Consider the following 18,076-nt stretch of genomic DNA (forward strand, 5'->3'; position numbering starts at 1 on the left):
TCTGGATGACCCGTCTGGACCAAAAGCTTGCCCGCATTCAGTCCGGTGACTACAGGCGGGGAGACTTCATAATCGCGGACGCCAAAGACGGGGACATGGGGTCCGGCATAACCACGGCTGGCCCGCGCTACGACGCGAAGGGTCAGGTCATTGGGTGGAAGACGAGACGCGACTACCTCGATCAAATCGCGGCCGTCGTGAAGCAGGATATTGTGGACATCATGCTCACCTCGGTGTCGAACATGGAGCTGTTGCACGAACAAGGCGTATACAGGAACTCTGCGGTGAAGCCTGCGATACGCGCCAATGATGCGACGGACTGTTGGGGCGGCATCCGCGGCGCCACCTATGCTGACTACCCGTCGCGCCCCTATCGGACGGCCGTGCTGAGCCGCGTGATGTACGGCAGCCTTGAGGCGCAACCTGGCAAGCCCGTAACGGGCACGGACCTCGGGCTCTATTCCATCACCTTCAACAACAACCTGGATGACGATATCCGCTCGCTGGAGGCTTTCGAGGCGTTTCGAGCCGAAGCCGCAAAGGTCGGATTTAGCTATTTCCTCGAAGTCTTCAATCCGAACGCGCCCCAGGATCTTACGCCCGAGACGATGCCCGGCTTCATGAACGATTGTCTGTTGCGGTGTCTCTCCGGTCTAACCAAAGCGGACCGGCCGAAGTTCCTCAAAATCCCGTTCAACGGCGCCAAGGCGCTGGAAGAGCTGGCGGCCTATGATTCCTCCGTGGTTATCGGTGTGTTGGGGGGAGGCGCGGGCACGACGCGCGACACCTTCGAACTGCTGTTTCAGGCTGAACGATCCGGTGCGCGGCTCGCCTTGTTCGGGCGCAAGATCAACCTTGCCGAAGCGCCTCTGGCGCTCATCGCAATGATGCGGCGCGTGGCCGATGGGGAGATCGGTCCGGCTGAGGCCGTGCGCGCTTATCACGGCGAGTTGCAGACCGCCGGGCTGTCGTCCCGACGCAGCCTGGAGGCCGATCTCGAGATCACCGAAGCGGTGCTTCGCTGACTGAAGCTCTCCGGCAGGACGGGACATCATGTTGGATTTGGAGAGTCTTTCAACCATCGATTTCTCTGTCGCGGGACAACGCGCATTCGTGACGGGGGGCTCCAGGGGCATCGGGTTTGCGGTGGGAGCCGCGCTTAAGAAATTTGGTGCCGACGTTGTGCTCGGCGATCAAAACGCAGACATCGGACATGCGGCCGCTGCCAGGATCGGCGCCAGATTTGTCGAGGTTGACGTTCGATCGGATAGCTCAGTCAGAGAAGCCGTGTCATGGGCAGCCGGCAAGGAAGGCGTGCTCGACATTGCCGTCAACTGCGCCGGTGTGGCACGAGATCATAATGGGCAGCCAATTGGGCCAGCCGAGGATGTTTCGGATCAGACCTGGGACACCCTCCACGCACTGAACATGACTGGCGTCTTTCGCTGCTCCCGTGAAGAAGGACAGCTCATGCTCCGGCGGGGCAGGGGTGCGATCGTCGTGGATCTGAAAAAGCAAAGCTGCTCCTCGCGCAGCTGAGGCGCGGCAAGCCGCTGACTGCGTCCACTTTCTGGACAACCGTTGCTCCTACTCGTGATAGTCCAAGAGTCGCTGCCGCCAAAGCTGCCGTAGCGGGAGTAGGGGAAGTGTTGCCAAGACGTAGACCCGCGCCGCGACGATGGGCAAGGTTGCGCGCGTCCGCTGACTGATCAATCCGGCTTCCAGCTCATCAACCGCTGCCATAAGCGCAACGGAATTGCTAACTGGCCCCGCCGGCACCTTGGAGACTGTTTGAATTGGTTGTCGCGGCTCGGTGCAGTCTGAATCAAGCTTGGCATGTTGATTCAAGAGAATCGAGGCCGGATGGCCAGGATTGGCCGCAAGAGCAAGCGGTATGCGACTGACCTGACCGAAGAGGATTGGGCGCGCATTGAACCGCTACTGCCCAAACCGCCGAAGCGTGGGCGCAAAGTCAGCGTCGACTTGCGTGAGATGCTGAAGGCGATCCGCTACATGGCACGCAGAGGCGGTGGCTGGCGCATGCTACCAGAACGAGAGAGAGCGAGAGGAAGATACAAAAGGAGTGCGTCTGTTAGGCCTTGCGGAGCGGAAACATCCAGCGCATCCCTAAGTCTGTTCGTCAGCTAAGTCCCTGGGAGCGCTTGCAAGGCTTTCAAGAAGTGCTTTGAACGACGAGCCTCTTTTGAAAAAGCAAGATTTTAAATAGAACGACTTCCGTATGAGAAGCGAAACGCCTTACCTAGACGCAGATCTGATAAATCTACATGCCGCGCCAGGTGCCGCTTTACCTCGAAAAGAGTGGAGTGGGAGTCTGTTCGGAAATGTCTCAGCGCCGCCGACCCTCCGTGATCAAGCTGCAACACGCCAGCACGCCCAGGCTTCCGCTAGCCAGATTACGGGCCGGTGCCGGAGCGCTAGCGTTGGGGGTTCTATGTTAAGTTCGGTCCCCACCTTAGATCAGCTTCTCAGCATCTAACGCTTGCGCAACGGCTAACGCATACCAATTCGACAAGGCTAACGTGGAAGCTCCAGCGTGTATCGTTTAGGGGCAGGTAATGCCGCGACTCCTATCAGAATATGGAAGACTTGAAGTGATTCCAGTAACTACCGAAAGTTCTTTGAATGACCAGAATTGCCGTCGTGACGGGAGCCGGAGCTGGCGTTGGGCGCGCGACCGTTCAGGAATTCGCTCGCCAGGGCGGTGAACGTCGCGATGGCCACGATCTTCGCTCCCGTTCACCCAATCACTCCGGAGGAATTCGAAAGAGGAACTAAAGTCACTTATCTGGGGCAGGTCCACGGGACTATGGCCGCTCTGCAGCGCATGCGACAGCGAAACCGGGGTGCGATCGTTAATGTCGGCTCGGCTTCAAGCCATTAAAGTGCCGCCGCTGCGAAGGCAGCTGACGACGAATCAACCAATAGCTTGCCTTCGCACCAGCTTGCTCCGCAAGCGGCACTCGTAAGACTGCATGTATCAGCGGAAGCGAAATCAAAATACTACCAGCTCTTCGTCCTGCGGCGAGAGGCATAGCGGGATGCCTCTGATACAAGCAAGGGGCGTCTCATCAAACGTTCGGGACGATCAACTCAACTAATGCCGCTAGCAAAGTCGATGCTTTCGGAGAAGCCGAGGCTGGGGGCGAGCCCCGGCGGCGTTGTCTTTGTCACTGCCCTTGACGCACTCGCCTATCTGCTCTTGCTTCCGGCTAGAGCAACTACCTTCGCCGGAGGTTTCCGAGTGATCGTCACCTGGTTTATCATGCAACCATCAAACCTCTGTGAGAGAGGTTATAATCTTCGACGTCGTGAGAATTTGTCGGGAGCACGACTTCAGGACGACCGTCCGCTTGGCTGCTCGTGATCCGGTCTCCGCCTACGGAATTTTGTAAGGTCCGCGACAATGAAGCGTGTTTCAGCCAATCCACGCCTGCGGCTCCCAGTCATGCTCAACCGATCCTGACGCGCACGTGGCCGAGGACGATCAAGTTCGAATGAAACGGCTTAGTCTTGAGCACTATGCTCGCCTGATGCGGCTGTGTCGGCTCGTCCTGACGATTTCTGTCGTTCCCCTCCTTCCAGGCTGCGCGGTTTTTTCTCGCGGCTTCCTTGCTCCAGGCGGACCGGTTGCTGCTGCTGAACGGCACGAGTTTTTCTTTGTGTTCGCCGTCATGCTTCTGGTGATCGGGCCGGTGTTGTTGTTAACGCCACTAATCGCGTGGCACTACCGACTCTCAAACACAAAAAGCGCGTTTCGGCCGAACTGGGCCTTTTCCTGGTACCTGGAGGGGCTGATCTGGATCCCTCCGACGATCATAGTGATCGTCCTTGCTTTCTTTTTAGTTGGAAACTCTGTGCGTCTCGACCCTTACCGGCGGGTGATGCCGTCTCTGGCGCCGCTCCAGATTCAGGCAGTCGCATTGGATTGGAAGTGGCTGTTCATCTACCCCGATCAGCATATCGCCTCAGTCAACCAGCTGATCTTGCCCGTCGGAACGCCGGTCCATTTTAGTCTGACAAGCGGCACGGTCATGCAGTCGCTTCTCATGCCGCGGCTGGCCGGACAGATCTACGCGATGTCCGGAATGACAACGCAGCTTAACGTCTTGATTTCGGATGCGGGCACCTACTGGGGCGAGAACGTCCAATACAATGGTGACGGCTTCAAGAATGAGAAATTTCAGGTCCTCGGCGTACGACCGGATGATTTCTCACGGTGGGTTAAAAGCGTTCAAAACACGCGAACCGTGTTTGATGACAAGGCGTATCACGACCTTTCGCGCCAGTCCGTTCTCCCCCATCCGATCGCCTTTGGCGCTGTCGACCCAGGCATCTTCACCAAGATCGTGAAACACGCGATCGAGCCAGGCTACGTCAGTCAGCATCAGGAAGCTCAGCCTCATGGATAGTCGATGACCTTCTGGCACTTCGCGCTTGGTCGCCTTACTTGGAACTCCCTCGTCTTCGTGAGGGCTTGGCGTGACCCGACGCTCAGCGAGATCATCGGCGGATGCGCGGGAGGGATCGCAGTCCTCGGGGCGCTGTCCCTGTTCGGGTTGATCACGCTGCTCGGGAAATGGCGTTATCTCTGGACGGTTTGGTTCACCAGCCTCGATCACAAGAAGATCGGGATAATGTATATGGTTTTCGCTGGGGTGATGCTGGCGCGCGCACTTATCGAAGCGTTTCTGATGCGCACACAGCAGGCCGTGGCCATTAACAATCCCGGCCTTGTGGCGCCCGATCACTTTGCCCAGCTTTTCTCTACGCATGGGACTATAATGGTGTTCTTTGTGGGCATGCCATTGCTCACGGGCCTCATCAACTTCGCCATGCCGCTGCAGATCGGCTCTCGCGACGTGGCTTTCCCCTACATGAATTCGATCAGCCTTTGGCTGAGTGTAGGGGGCGGCGTCATGATGATGGCGTCGCTCGTTCTAGGACAGTTTTCCACCGGCGGATGGAGCGGCTACCCGCCTTATACCGAGCTTGCATTCAATGACGGCGTAGGCCCGGATTACTGGATTTGGTCCGTTTCGCTGAGCTCTCTGGGCGCGTTGATGAGCGGGATAAACTTCGCCGTGACGATCTATAAATTTCGGGCTCCGGGCATGGGGTGGATGCGCATGCCGCTGTTTACCTGGACGTCACTGTGCACCGCCATTCTGATGATCTTCGCGATCCCGCCTCTGACCGTGGCCACCCTTATGCTCGCGGCCGACCGTTATCTGGATATGCATTTCTTCACCAATACGCTCGGTGGAGACATGATGAACTTTGTCAATCTGTTCTGGCTGTTCGGTCACCCAGAGGTCTACATCCTCATTCTGCCGCCTTTTGGCGTCTACTCGGAGGTTGTGGCTGCCTATTCATCCAAGGAGCTGTATGGCTACACGTCGCTGGTGATCGCGACCATGGCAATTGCGATACTCTCCTTCACGGTGTGGCTGCACCACTTTTTCACGATGGGCCAAAGCGCCGGAATCAACTCTTTCTTCGGCATCATGACGATGGCGATCGCCATCCCCACGGGTGTGAAGATCTATGACTGGATCTGGACGATGTTCTGGGGGGAGGTACGGTTCACCACCGCAATGCTCTTCTCGCTCGCCTTCATGGTCACGTTCGTGATCGGCGGCATGACGGGCATCATCCTCGCGACCCCGCCGCTCGACTACATGATGCACAACACGCTCTTCCTGGTCGCGCACTTCCACAACATGCTCATTCCCGGAATGCTCTATGGCGTGATCGCCGGCTACTACTACTGGTTCCCGAAGGCATTCGGGTTCCGCCTGTCAGAGACGTGGGGTCGCATTGCCTTCCTCTGCTGGGCTCCTGGGTTCTATCTTGCCTTCATGCCGCTCTATGTCCTTGGCGCTGCTGGTGTCGCGCGGCGAACGCAGGAGTTGTTCGATCCTGCCTTTCGTCCCTGGCTGATCGCGGCGCTGCTGGGCGCGGCGCTGCTCCTGTCGGGACTCGCCAGCCTCTTCATCCAGCTTTATGTCAGCATCAGACAGCGACATACAATGCAAGTGCCTGTCGGCGATCCATGGGACGCGCGCGGGCTTGAGTGGTCGATGTCCGCGCCGCCGCCGGAATACAATTTTGCCGTGATTCCGGAAGTCCACGGTCGGGACGCCTTCTATGCGCTGAAGAAGAGTCAGGCCGCCTACAAGCCGTCGAACCGCTATGAAGACATCACACTCCCCAAGAACAGTATGTGCGGCTTGCTGGTTGGGCTCAGCATGAGCGCCTGCTTCTTCGCACTCGTGTGGCACATCTGGTGGCTGACAATCCTCGGCTTCACCGTCGCGATCGGCACGGTCATCGTCCGCAGTTTTATGCGCGACGTGGATCGCATCATCCCCGCGGCGGAGGTCGCAGCACAGGACCGGCGCTGGCTCGAGAGGGTTGGCGCGGCCGTGCCCATCCCGCGACAGCTGGAGTTAAGCCCGGCAAATGAAGGACTGGCCGATGTCCGGAACGATTGAGCCCGAACTCCGGCATGCCGGACTGAATCTCGCCGCAGATACGGGTGAGCTTCGCGAGCACGTGGAGAGCGACGTCTTCGGCTTCTGGGTCTTCCTGATGAGCGACGCAGTCGTTTTCGCACTGCTCTTCGCCATCTACGGCACCATGCGCTATGCCACAGCCGGCGGGCCAGACGCTGCAGAGGAGTTCAAGTTCCACTCTGCCTTCTGGGAAACGGCGTTGCTGCTCACCAGCAGCTTCAGCTACGGCATGGTCTCGCTGTCGATGAAGTATTCGCGCGGGCGGCTGTGGCCCCTCGTCTTTCTGGCACTGACCTTCTGCCTCGGCGCCGGCTTCCTCAAGATGGAGACCCATGACTTCGTCACCATGTTCCATGATGGCGCAACGCCAGAACGCAGCGGATACTTCTCCTCCTTCTTCGTGCTGGTGGGGATGCATGGCTTCCACGTCTTCTGCGGGCTCACCTGGATTATCCTGATGGGCCTGCAGCTTGTCATCTTCGGGCCGGATCAGCGCACCAAGATCAACCTCATCCGGCTCGGCTTGTTCTGGCACTTTCTCGACGTCGTCTGGGTCGTGATCTTTTCGGTCGTCTACTTGCAGGGTCTGATCCGGTGAGCATCTCCCGTGGACTGCGCCGCGATTTCATCACCTATGGCATCGGCTATCTGCTCGCCATCCTGCTGACAGGCGCGGCCTTCGCCTGCGTATTCTACCGCCTGCTCTCACCGCAGGCGACCTTCGGGGTGATCCTGGGGCTCGCGCTCATCCAGATCATCGTCCACATGAGATGCTTCCTGCACATCTCGCTGAAGCGTTCAGCGCGTGCCGATCTGCAGCTGATTCTTTTCTCGGCTGTCATCATTCTCCTCATGGTCGGCGGTACGCTCGTCATCCTTGGAAATCTGATGAACCGCATGATGTAGGCAACCGGGAGCCACGGCAGCGCCATACCGCCATTGTCCCGGAGATCATGACGTGAAGAAAATCGACGACTACGCGATGATTGGCGACGGCCAGACAGCTGCGCTGGTGGGCCGCGACGGCTCGATCGACTGGCTCTGCTTGCCCCGCTTTGACAGTGACGCCTGCTTCGCCGCCTTGCTCGGCACTGAAGCCAACGGCCGCTGGTTACTCGCCCCCGAGGATCCCAGGGCAACATCGTCGCGGACCTACAGCGGAGATACACTGGTCCTCGAGACTGAGTTTACGACCGCCACCGGGCGGGTTCGCCTGACCGACTTCATGCCAATCCGCAGCGGCGGCGAAGGCTCCAGCGTCATCCGGATCGTGACGGGACTGGACGGCGTGGTCGCCATGCAGTCGCAACTCAAGTTGCGGTTCGATTACGGCAGCATCGCTCCGTGGTTCAGCGAGAAGCAGGGAGCCATCACCGGCAAGGTGGGCCCCGACCTCGTCGTCGTCCGCAGCAGCGTGCAGCTTGAGCATTCCGATGAGGCCGTCAGCGCCCGTTTCGAACTGCGCGCCGGCCAGCACGCGACGTTTACCTTGCAACATGGGGCGTCCACAGCCTCTCCTCCGGGGCCGCTTGAAGCCGAGCGCCTGCTTGCCGAGACAAAGCGATGGTGGGTCGAGTGGATTGGTAAGTTCGATCGGCCGACCGACTGGCCGGACCTCGTGAAGCGCTCCTTGATCACGCTCAAGGCGCTGACCTATTTCCCGACCGGTGGCGTCATCGCTGCACCAACCACCAGCCTGCCGGAAAAGCCGGGCGGCCGGATGAACTGGGACTACCGCTTCTGCTGGCTGCGGGACTCGACTTTCACAATTACCGCCTTCCTGAATGCCGGTTTTAAGGAAGAGGCTCAGAGCTGGTTGCACTGGCTGTTGCGCGCTGTCGCCGGTAGCCCAGACCGAATCCGGATCGCCTATCGCGTGGATGGAGGGCGGCGGCTGGAGGAGTGGAAAGCCGACTGGTTGCCGGGGTTGGGCGGAGCGCGGCCGGTGCGGGTCGGCAATGAAGCCGCTGGCCAGCGGCAACTCGATGTTTTCGGAGAAATTCTGGACTCGGCGCACCTTGCGGACCGGGTGGGTCTGGAGCGGGAGGATTGGGGCCTCGAGATCGAGAAGCGTCTCATTCTTCATGTCGCGGAGACTTGGCGCCAACCCGACCAGGGCATGTGGGAGGCGCGGGGTTCGGCGAAGCACTATGTCTACTCCAAGGTCATGGCTTGGGTCGCGGTCGACCGGTTCCTGAAGATCGAAAGCTTCAAGACAAGATGCACTTATGCATTGCGGGAACGGTTGGAAACGTTGCGCGAGGAGATGCATGCTGAGATCTGCATCAAAGGTTTCAACGAGAGGCGCAACACCTTCGTGAGCCGGTATCATTCGCAGCAAATCGATGCGAGCCTGCTGCTTCTTCCGCTGGTCGGGTTCCTGCCGATCGATGATCCTCGGATCAAGGGTACGATTGCAACCGTCGAAGCGGATCTTATGGAAGGAGGTCTTGTCCGGCGCCATAAGGCCTCGGCTTTCGGCACGGAGGAAGGGGCCTTCATCGCCTGCTCGTGCTGGCTCGCCGACTGCATGAACCTTCAGGGCCGCACGGTGGAGGCCCACTCACTGCTGTCCCGCGTTATCGGGCTCGCGAACGATGTCGGCCTGCTCTCTGAAGAATACCACGTGCGCCAGGAGCGGCTCGTTGGAAATTTTCCACAAGCATTGTCACATCTCGCGTTTGTAAACAGCGCGCTCGGGTTGTCGGGTCCAGTGCTTCAACGAGGCGGCGGCTAGACGGCTTCTCGACCCGCTTGCAAAGCTTCCCTTCAGGCGGTCAGGAATGCTCGAGGCTGAGTGTGGATAGTTGATGCCGGGCGATAAAGCGCGAACCGCTACCTAAACCAGTTGGCGACCGGCGAATTTCAAGTCGCTGGTCCTGACCCGGTACTGGCCTCAGCGCCGCTATCTGCGGATGGCTCTGTCGCGCGCGGCGCCGGCAAGACACACAGTCGCCGGGCCGAACCATGAGTTTCATTGCGGTGTGGTGCACGCCATGTGGACTTCATCTACGTCTTAGCCATTACGCATGGCAATTGCGTCGCGCGACATTTCATAAAGCTGTACTTCGTGTCTTTTCATCTGGGTCTGGCGCAAACGGTGTGAGTTTGCCGCCATTTTATTCGGCACGATATCCGCCGACAATATCAAGGCTGGTTGCATTGCCACACGCCATGGCGTCCAGTCGAAGGAGCGACCCCACCCGTAATGAATCGCTGCATCGTTTCGGACTGATGCCTAGTCACTACGGTCGAAGACGCCGAAGGAGATGATGTTGCCGTCACGCCTCGCAGAAATTGAACCCTGAGAACCTGAAGTCGAGCCAGCCGGTGAAGCGCAACCAATTAATCATGTTTGGGAGTTTGCGATTGCTCGGGTCGCGCTGATGGTGGGGCGGGTGGAGACGGTGGAAAGGCAGCCGATTCAGGCTTAGGTGGCCTAGGGGGCGCCGCAGGGGCGGCGGGGTCTGTTCGCTTTAGGGCGGATGCCGGTTCCACGATCCAGACCTCCAATGCGGGAGTTGCCGTTCGTCTGCAGGCAGATGGCGGCATACCCGGCGTGTCGCAACCATCGTCCTACGCGTTGACGGGCGACGCCGGCCCAGCCGGCGCCTTGGGAAGTGCTGGAGGTGCGGTCGACGGTTTCTTTGCTGGCACGATCAAGGCTGCGGGCACAGCTATATTCGCTCAGTCGGCTGGTTCCAGCGGCGGTGACGGCGCTTCCTCCTACACAGGGGGGCTCGGCACCGCTGACGGCGGGAAAGGTGGCAGCGGGGGCTCCGCCGGGGCGGTGACGTTGCAGTTCCTTTCAGGCTCATCGACAACCGCCGCTGTCTCCGCTTCCGGGGGCAAAACCGCCGCCGAGAACGACACTCTGGCTGGGGACGGCATAGCGCTCAGTGTTGGCGGTGCTGGCGGTGCTGGCGGCCCCGCCGAGGGAGGGTTTGGGAAAGGCAGTTCGGGGCAAGGCGGCCTGCCAGGGGATGGTGGCGCCGCGACCATCGACGCGGAGGGTGCCACGATCACCGCCTCCGGTGGCACAGCTGTGGGGCTTCTGGCGGAAAGCGTCGGCGGCCAGGGCGGCAATTCGGCGCTCGCCAACAGCATTTTCGTGTCTGTCGGAGGCCAGGGCGCTGCCGGTGGGTCGTCGGGCGCCGCCACAGTCAATGTCGGGTCTGCCGACATCGCCACGCAAATCGCGACGATGGGCACCGATTCTGCCGGGCTGGTCGCGGAAAGCGTCGCGGGTGGCGGCGGCTATGGCGGCAGCGCAAGCGCGCTGAGCATTCTCAAAGGGGTGTCCCTCGGCGGCAACGGTGGCTCCGGCGGCGTTGCCGGGCCGGCCACCGTCTCTGTAACGGCCGTTCCAGGCAGTATTCTGGCTCCGACGGTGCTGACAGATGGCCTGCGGCCTCCGGCGCTTGTGGCGCAAAGCATCGGCGGCGGGACCGGTGGCAGCGTTTCGGCAGTCAATCTCGGTGTTTTCAACCTGACGATCGGCGGCTTCGGCGGTGCGGGTGGCGTCGGGGGATGGCCTCGGCAACCAATCAAGGAACGGTGCAGACCGAGGGCAGCCAATCTCCAGGCCTGGAAGCCCAGAGCGTCGGAGGGGGAGGAGGGAACGGCGGTGCCGCCTACAGCCTGCAGGTAGGCGCCCAGTACGATGTCGCCCTGGCGATTGGCGGCCACGGCGGCCAGGGCGGCGAGGCCGCAACCGCAGTTGCGAAGAATGACGGCCAGATCGTAACTCTGGGTGACGATTCCTTTGGCATGGAAGCCCAGAGCATCGGCGGCGGCGGCGGAAATGGCGGCGCTTCGTTCTCCGAGGCCGTGCAGCTGTTCAGCTCAGCCGACGTTGAGCCGGAAATTCCGTCCGTGCTTCTGAACTCCGCTGTGGGCGGCAACGGCGGAAAGTCGGGTAACGGAAGCACAGTCCTGGCCGACGACGAAGGGGCCATCATCACGACGCAAGCGAAGTCGGACGGTATCGTTGCCCAGAGCGTCGGCGGCGGCGGCGGCGAGGGCGGAGTTTCGTCGGTTGTGAATGTTGAGTTGCAGGCGCCGACACTTACCGCGAGCGCCGTGGTCGGTGGAACCGGCGGAGACGGGGGCAATGGCGGCAACGTGAGGGTGACCAACAACCGCCTCATCCTGACACTCGGAACAATTGCGGATGGCGTTTTGGCGCAGAGTGTAGGCGGCGGCGGCGGCGACGGAGGTTACGCCCAAGCCGACACTGGAACCTTCTTCAGCGGCAGCAAGACCGCCCAGATCACGGTCGCGGTCGGTGGAAGCGGTGGTAGTGGCGGCGACGGAGCCCCCGTAAGCGTGTATAACACCCTCCTCGGCGGCATCGCGACGCGCGGCGACGGCGCCAGTGGCATCTCTGCCCAAAGCATAGGGGGCGGCGGCGGCAACGGCGACCTTGCGGCGGCGCTCGGCAGCGGCGGTAATACGCTCAACGTCAATGTTGCTGTTGGCGGCGGCGGCGGCGGCATGGGTAGGTTTGTCTTGTTGGATAATCACGGCGCCATCTTCACTGCCGGGGCTTCCGCGCCTGGGATCAGCGCCCAGAGCATCGGTGGTGGCGCCGGCACCGACCCGGAAGTTCGCGCATCCAATTTTATTGCCAGCGGGCTTGGTGTCAGCGCCCCTGTGGTCACGTTTGGCGACGGCGTCTACACGCTGAAGGACAACTTCTTCCCCGATTCCGACGTGATCGGCACGCTGAAGACCATCGTGACCAGCTACAACAATGAGAACGCCGCCGTCTCAACGCCCGCGCAGGAGGGCACGCCGGCTGAATCGGAGAGCCTCACCGTCGATGTCGGAGCCGGCTACGCCCGGGCGGGTGGTTCGGGAGGTAGCGGTGGCAATGTCTTTGTGACGAACGAAGGAGCCATCGAAACCCAGAACACGGGTTCGGACGGCATTTCCGCGCAAAGCATCGGTGGGGGTGGAGGCGCCGGGGGCGCTTCCAATGCGGCGCCCTCCAACAGCCAGTTTCCCAAGCGCACCACTATAGACGCCGCGCTCGGCGTAGGTGGCCAGGGCGGAAGCGCGGGTGACGGCTTCCAAGTCAACATTACCGATACCGGCAGCATCGTGACGAACGGGGATGTTTCGAGTGGCATTGATGCCCAGAGCATCGGCGGTGGCGGCGGTAAGGGCGGGATGACCCTGGCACAGTCCGGCAGACTCTCGAAGCTTACCATCGCCCTCGGCGGGAATGGCGGGTCGAATGGCAATGGCGGATTGGTCAACATCGACGTGGGACCGGTGCCTGACAACGCCGGCAATAGCAGCAATTCCAGCTCGATCTTAACCACCGGCGCCGACGCGCCTGCCATTCTAGCGCAAAGCATCGGCGGCGGCGGCGGCGTGGCGGCGCTGATGGGCACGACGGTGCCCAGCAACAGTGGCGGCCGTGGCCAAAGCAACACCGGCATTATAGACAGCATCACGATCCCGTCGACCCCGGGCGCCCTTGTGATCGACGGTGCGCAGGGAAGCTCCGGCAACGGCGGACCCATCAACATCGTCCTCAACAAGTCCTCCAGCATCGGCTCTGATGGATACCTTCAGACGTACGGCGCCGGCTCCTATGACGTTCTGGCGCAGAGCATCGGCGGAGGTGGTGGACTGGTAATCGGTGCGGCGAACGCCGATCCCTATGCCAACTTGCGAACGATGTTTTCTCCTCATGCGTCGGAGGGCAACGGCGGCACGGTCAATGTCACGGTAGAACACGACTTCAGTCTGGGCACTGCTGGCGCAGGGGCGATCGGCATATTGGCGCAGAGCATCGGCGGCGGCGGACTGATCGGTGGTATTGGCAACGTCAATCTCGCTTCCGGCATTGTGGCGACGCCGACATCTGAAACGGGCCAGGGCGGGAACGTCACGGTCGATCTGGAGAGCGGTGGCAATCTGACAACCACAGGCGCCGGCGCGGACGGCATCGTTGCGATGAGCCTCGGTGGCGGCGCCGGAATGCTGGATCAGGCGAATGGGGCTGGATTTGTTTTCGCGGGAAGCACCCCCTTCGACGCTCGGGCCGCCGGCGTCGCACCCACCGGCACTGTCGACGTTACTGTGGGTAGCGGCACCCTTGTGCGTTCTTCCGGCGCGAACGCTTACCCGATCTACGCGGCAAGCCAGGGCAACGGCACGATTGTGGTTCAAATCAACGTCGCTGGTTATGGATTTGTCCAAAGCTGGGCGCAGTCGCCCGCCGCGATTTTCGTAGCGGGCGCCGGTGGCGTTGCCGACAACGTCATCAACAACGCCGGCACCATCGATGACGGCACGATGCTGCCGGTGGCGACGACCCAGACGCCAAATGCGACGGGTGTTGCAATATCGGGAACCGTCCCGGTGACGGTCAACAACACCGGCGTGATAGATGGCGGAATCGGTAACGGCGGAGGCTCGATGTTCAACAACGAGCAGGGCGGCACTTTCAACCCGGGGTCCGTGATCAATCTGGGGCCTGTGACGCCGCGCCAACTGTCTAGCTCAACCTTGTCCAATAGCGGTCTGCTGACGATTGGCAGCGCGAGCAATAACATGACGACGACGATGCTCAGCGGCAATCTGGTGCAGAGCAGCACAGGGACAATTGTTTTTCGGGTGAACGCGCAAACGAACCAGGCAGATCAGCTGGATGTAACGGGAACCACCCTGCTTGCTGGACATGTTGGGCTTGAGTTGATCAACGCGGCAGAATTGAAGCCAAGTCAGACCCAATATGTCCATGTCTTGCAGTCTGACATCACCCTCGATGCCGACGCGCTGAGGGCGGGCACTAATCTAGCTGCCGTTCAATTTGGTCCTGCTCAGGTCAGCCAGAATAATCTCTCGCTGTCATACAGCGTCAATATGAACGGAGGAGGGAAGTTGCAGGCGGCGGGGCTTGGCTCGGAGAATGCGCTGGGTGTCGGTAATGCTCTGAACGCCATTCAGTACGGTGACGGTGCGCCCGGCCTCGACCCCTTGATCGATGCGGCGGTTAACGTGCCTTCAGCGCAGGGGCTAGCCGCGCTCTACGACAGCTTGTCGGGTGACGCCGTCGCGGATGACCAACAGGTGATCTTCGCGGACCAGCAGGCCTACCATGACACGGTTCTCCGCCACGTTCTTGATCAGGATGCCGGCAACCCGATCGTCGGCGCCACCCCCTCCAACGGACAGCCGACGGAGGTCTGGGTGGCAGGCACGGGTCGAAGCGATATGCTTTCCGGCGCAAGTGGGCAGGGAAGCGTGCATTCCCAGAGCGCAGGTGCTTTGGCGGGCATCGATCATCGCACCGACGACGGCCAGACTTACGGTTTAAGCGTCGGGGGCGGTACGTCCAACTTCTCGGTCTCGCAGGAGGAGAGCCAGGCACACGACACATTCGTCAACGTCGCCGCCTACGGCATCGCTTGGCGGGGGTCGTTCTACCTCTCAGGCGTCGCCTCCTAATGGAAACTTTTGGACCAGCCTGAACCGCGGCAACATCGCTGCGGCGGCTGGTCTGCCCGCCTATGCGCGGCAGGACTTCACCAGCAACGTTGCCGGCGGGCGGATCGAATTCGGATGGAGCCATTCCATCGACTCCCTGAGCGTGAACCCGTATGCCGCAATCGATCTTGACGAACTGTGGCAGGGCGCTTTCTCGGAGCAGTCGGTCGCCGGAAGCACGTCGGGATTGGCTTTGCACTATGGATATGCCTCGGAGCTGTCAGCGCCGCTGACGCTTGGTGCCCGGCTCAGTACGACTATCCTGTTCAACGGAAACAGGCGATTGACTCCATTCATCGATCTCGGATTCGTGCATGAGTTCAACACGACACGATCGATTAACGCTTCCTTCCTGGCCGCTCCAGACACGTCATTCCAGGTCGATGGGGTACAAGCCTCGCGCAATGCAGCCGCGATCGGCATTGGCGGCACGTTTGAACTCTCGTCACGGCTGTCCCTGTCAGCCAGCTTCAACGGACTGTTTTCCGGTGTAGAGACATCGTGTGGCGGCACCGGAGGATTGCAGTATGCCTTTTGAGACGCTGCGGCGGCTGGGACGACGCTTTGACCGGCAGCCACGTCTCCGGCCGCTTGATCCACTAACCATCGATCGAGCAGCAGCGCCATGATGATCTCCGTTCCTCGTTCGCTGCCTCTACCTGCCTGAATGGCGATCAGGAGGTGACTCTGTGGCAAGGAAGAGCGCAGGCCGCGCTAACGTGCCGGTCTGACTGTCCTGCGAGGCCGGAAGCTGATAACTCTGCGTATATTGCTACTGCACAAATACAGCTGCAAGAGCGACTAAAACCTAGTTCATTACGCAAACAAATAAGGTCTTTGCTTGACATAAGCCCGTAGCAGATGAAATCATCTCTTCAAGGTGGTCGTCAGAGAAGCGACTCCGGACGGGAGGAAACAGATGTCGCTCAAGCGTCTACGCCTAGGCTGTGACGTCTCGATGGTCGTGCGGGTCTTCGCGGCATCGTCGATCGGAGCGGTCGTTCTGGCAGCAGGCCTCCCGGCCGCTGAAGCCGCGGGAAAGCCGATTTCCGTCGATTTTGTCTCGGGACCGCTCAACGATTCTTTCTTCCCCCCGCTCTACAAGGGTGCTCATGACGCAGCCCACGACCTTGGAGTGAAACTGAACTACATTCCGATCGACGAAAGCGATATCGAGGCATCCTCGGCGCAGACGATGCAAGCGGCGATTGCGCAGCACCCCGACGCCATCGTCGTCGGCGACTTCATTCCTAACGTGGTCGATCCCTACATTAAGCAGGCCGTCGCGGCCGGAATTCCCGTCTACGTCGATCAATCGGGGCAGGATCAGTGGCGCGCCGACGGCGCCTTTGGTTTTGTCGGACAGCAGGGGCCCCAAGTCGGCTCGGCGGCGGCCGGTTATCTGGCCAAAGACGGCTCCAAGAACATCCTCTGTGTCATCAACGTGCCAGGCAATCTCTACTTGCAGTCGATCTGCCGAGGCCTGAGCGCGCGTGCAACCGCCCTTGATTTGAAGTCCGAAGCCCTGGAGTTGCCCACCGCAGACTCGACGGATCAGGCGCAGGTCTCTCGCGATATCGGCGCCTATCTGCAGTCGCATCGCGATGTAAACGGCATCTTCACGGAAAACGCGGCTGTCGGCACGGCGGCCGTCGCCGCCCTCGACGCCGCCGGAACCGGGGACAGGGTTCACGTAGGAACGATGGAGATCTCCAAGATCGCGCTGCAGGAGATCCAGAACGGCAAGCTCACGTTTCTGGTCAACGAACAACCCTATCTAGACGGCTATTATGCTGTCCTGTTTGCGGCGCAGTATGTGAAATACGGCCTCGCACCGGTAGGTGCAGTGTCAACCGGGCCGAGCATCGTTGATAAGACGAACATCGATAAAATCCTGACGGTGTTCAACTCCGAGCCCGACATCATCGGTTCGCGGTGACGGACGGAACCGCGCGATAGCCGCGGCGGAGCGCATCATGGGGATACAACCGGATTCTGCCGGCAAGGCCGCCCGGATCGCGGAGGGCGAGGGCAAGCCGGTGGCCAGTCCTCGCGCCGGTCGCTGGTTCCGCGCCGTCATCCTGCGGCCTGAGACGGGTGGTGCCATTTCCGCGCTCGCTGTGTTCCTGTTCTTTGCCATTCTGGCGGGATCAAGCGGTTTCCTCACCACTCTGGGGACGGCTGACTGGCTCGATACCGCGTCCGAACTCGGTATCATTGCGATACCGGTCGGCATGTTGATGACGGCCGGGGAGTTCGATCTGTCCGTCGGCTCTGTCGTCGGCGCAGGCTCGATGGTGCTCGCGATCATCAGCGGATACTACTCGCTCAACCCCTGGATCGGCGTCATGGCGGCAGTGCTGGTGGGCGCCTTGATCGGCTTGATCAACGGCCTTTTGGTGGTCACCACGCGCTTGCCTTCTTTCATCGTCACGCTCGCGATGATGCTGATGGTGATGGGCGGGATGCTGGCCATTGCCATCGTGCTAACCGGCTCCACCAGCTTATCGGCAAGCAGCGCCGGTTCGGCCGGCATCATCTTCGCCGCCAAATGGCACCAGTTTCAGAGTTCGATCCTGATTTGGCTCGTTCTTCTCGTCATCGCGACATATGTCATGCAGCGCACCGCCTTCGGAAACTGGATCTATGCCACCGGCGGCGACGAGAACCGGGCCCGCCTGGCGGGCGTTCCTACTGCCCGGGTCAAGATCATACTCTTTGTCTGCACGTCGGTCGGCGCGACGTTGACAGGCATCATCGAGACCATGTCCTTCCAAAACGGCAACGTCACGCTCGGGGCAAGCTACGTGTTCACCGGGATCGCGGCTGCGGTGATCGGCGGCGTGTTGCTCGGCGGCGGCTACGGCTCGCCGATCGGGACGATGTTCGGCACGCTGACCTACGGGATCGTCTCGCTCGGCGTGTTCTTTCTTGGCTGGAATGCGGACCTGACACAACTCTTCATCGGGCTTTTGCTGCTGCTCGCGGTCCTCGCGAACCATCGGCTGCGAATGGCGGCGATGGGTCGGGTCTGA

General features: G+C 60.8%; 13 protein-coding genes. All 13 read left to right on the forward strand.

Annotation, left to right across the window (positions count from 1 at the left end; translation table 11 throughout):
* The first annotated feature begins 5 nt into the window (after positions 1-5).
* The 13 genes from ACOEQ1_RS16920 to ACOEQ1_RS16980 all read left to right on the forward strand — a co-directional run bounded on the left by ACOEQ1_RS16920 (position 6) and on the right by ACOEQ1_RS16980 (position 18,076).
* A complete protein-coding gene (locus ACOEQ1_RS16920) occupies positions 6-1,025 on the forward strand; it encodes a hypothetical protein (protein ID WP_419760397.1) in 1,020 nt (339 codons plus the stop codon).
* A 28-nt stretch (positions 1,026-1,053) separates the two neighbouring features.
* Positions 1,054-1,539 (forward strand): SDR family NAD(P)-dependent oxidoreductase, encoded by a 486-nt coding sequence (locus ACOEQ1_RS16925; protein WP_419760398.1) that lies wholly within the window; start codon positions 1,054-1,056, stop codon positions 1,537-1,539.
* A gap of 324 nt (positions 1,540-1,863) precedes the next feature.
* On the forward strand, positions 1,864-2,148 hold the full coding sequence (locus ACOEQ1_RS16930) for a transposase (protein ID WP_419760728.1): 285 nt from the start codon (positions 1,864-1,866) through the stop codon (positions 2,146-2,148).
* A gap of 586 nt (positions 2,149-2,734) precedes the next feature.
* On the forward strand, positions 2,735-2,902 hold the full coding sequence (locus ACOEQ1_RS16935) for an SDR family NAD(P)-dependent oxidoreductase (protein ID WP_419760399.1): 168 nt from the start codon (positions 2,735-2,737) through the stop codon (positions 2,900-2,902).
* Between the two features lie 589 nt (positions 2,903-3,491).
* Positions 3,492-4,430: a cytochrome ubiquinol oxidase subunit II gene (locus ACOEQ1_RS16940; RefSeq protein WP_419760400.1), complete on the forward strand. Its 939-nt coding sequence runs from the start codon at positions 3,492-3,494 to the stop codon at positions 4,428-4,430.
* A gap of 3 nt (positions 4,431-4,433) precedes the next feature.
* Entirely contained in the window at positions 4,434-6,515 is a 2,082-nt protein-coding gene (locus tag ACOEQ1_RS16945; protein WP_419760401.1) for a cbb3-type cytochrome c oxidase subunit I, read from the forward strand.
* Positions 6,499-7,134, forward strand: coding sequence for a cytochrome c oxidase subunit 3 (locus tag ACOEQ1_RS16950; RefSeq protein WP_419760402.1), 636 nt, complete (start codon positions 6,499-6,501; stop codon positions 7,132-7,134). Before ACOEQ1_RS16945 ends, ACOEQ1_RS16950 begins: the two co-directional genes overlap by 17 nt.
* Positions 7,131-7,442 (forward strand): cytochrome o ubiquinol oxidase subunit IV, encoded by a 312-nt coding sequence (locus ACOEQ1_RS16955; protein WP_419760403.1) that lies wholly within the window; start codon positions 7,131-7,133, stop codon positions 7,440-7,442. The genes ACOEQ1_RS16950 and ACOEQ1_RS16955 overlap by 4 nt, the downstream gene beginning before the upstream one ends.
* Before the next feature lie 52 nt (positions 7,443-7,494).
* Entirely contained in the window at positions 7,495-9,273 is a 1,779-nt protein-coding gene (locus tag ACOEQ1_RS16960; RefSeq protein ID WP_419760404.1) for a glycoside hydrolase family 15 protein, read from the forward strand.
* Between the two features lie 1,793 nt (positions 9,274-11,066).
* A complete protein-coding gene (locus tag ACOEQ1_RS16965) occupies positions 11,067-15,002 on the forward strand; it encodes a hypothetical protein (protein ID WP_419760405.1) in 3,936 nt (1,311 codons plus the stop codon).
* A gap of 52 nt (positions 15,003-15,054) precedes the next feature.
* The gene (locus ACOEQ1_RS16970) at positions 15,055-15,579 is read left to right on the forward strand and encodes an autotransporter outer membrane beta-barrel domain-containing protein (protein WP_419760729.1); all 525 of its coding nucleotides are present in this window, start codon (positions 15,055-15,057) and stop codon (positions 15,577-15,579) included.
* 381 nt (positions 15,580-15,960) lie between these two features.
* Positions 15,961-16,980, forward strand: coding sequence for a substrate-binding domain-containing protein (locus ACOEQ1_RS16975; RefSeq protein ID WP_419760406.1), 1,020 nt, complete (start codon positions 15,961-15,963; stop codon positions 16,978-16,980).
* A gap of 37 nt (positions 16,981-17,017) precedes the next feature.
* Entirely contained in the window at positions 17,018-18,076 is a 1,059-nt protein-coding gene (locus ACOEQ1_RS16980; RefSeq protein ID WP_419760407.1) for an ABC transporter permease, read from the forward strand.

The organism is Acidisoma sp. (assembly GCF_965199065.1).
Taxonomy (GTDB): domain Bacteria; phylum Pseudomonadota; class Alphaproteobacteria; order Acetobacterales; family Acetobacteraceae; genus Acidisoma.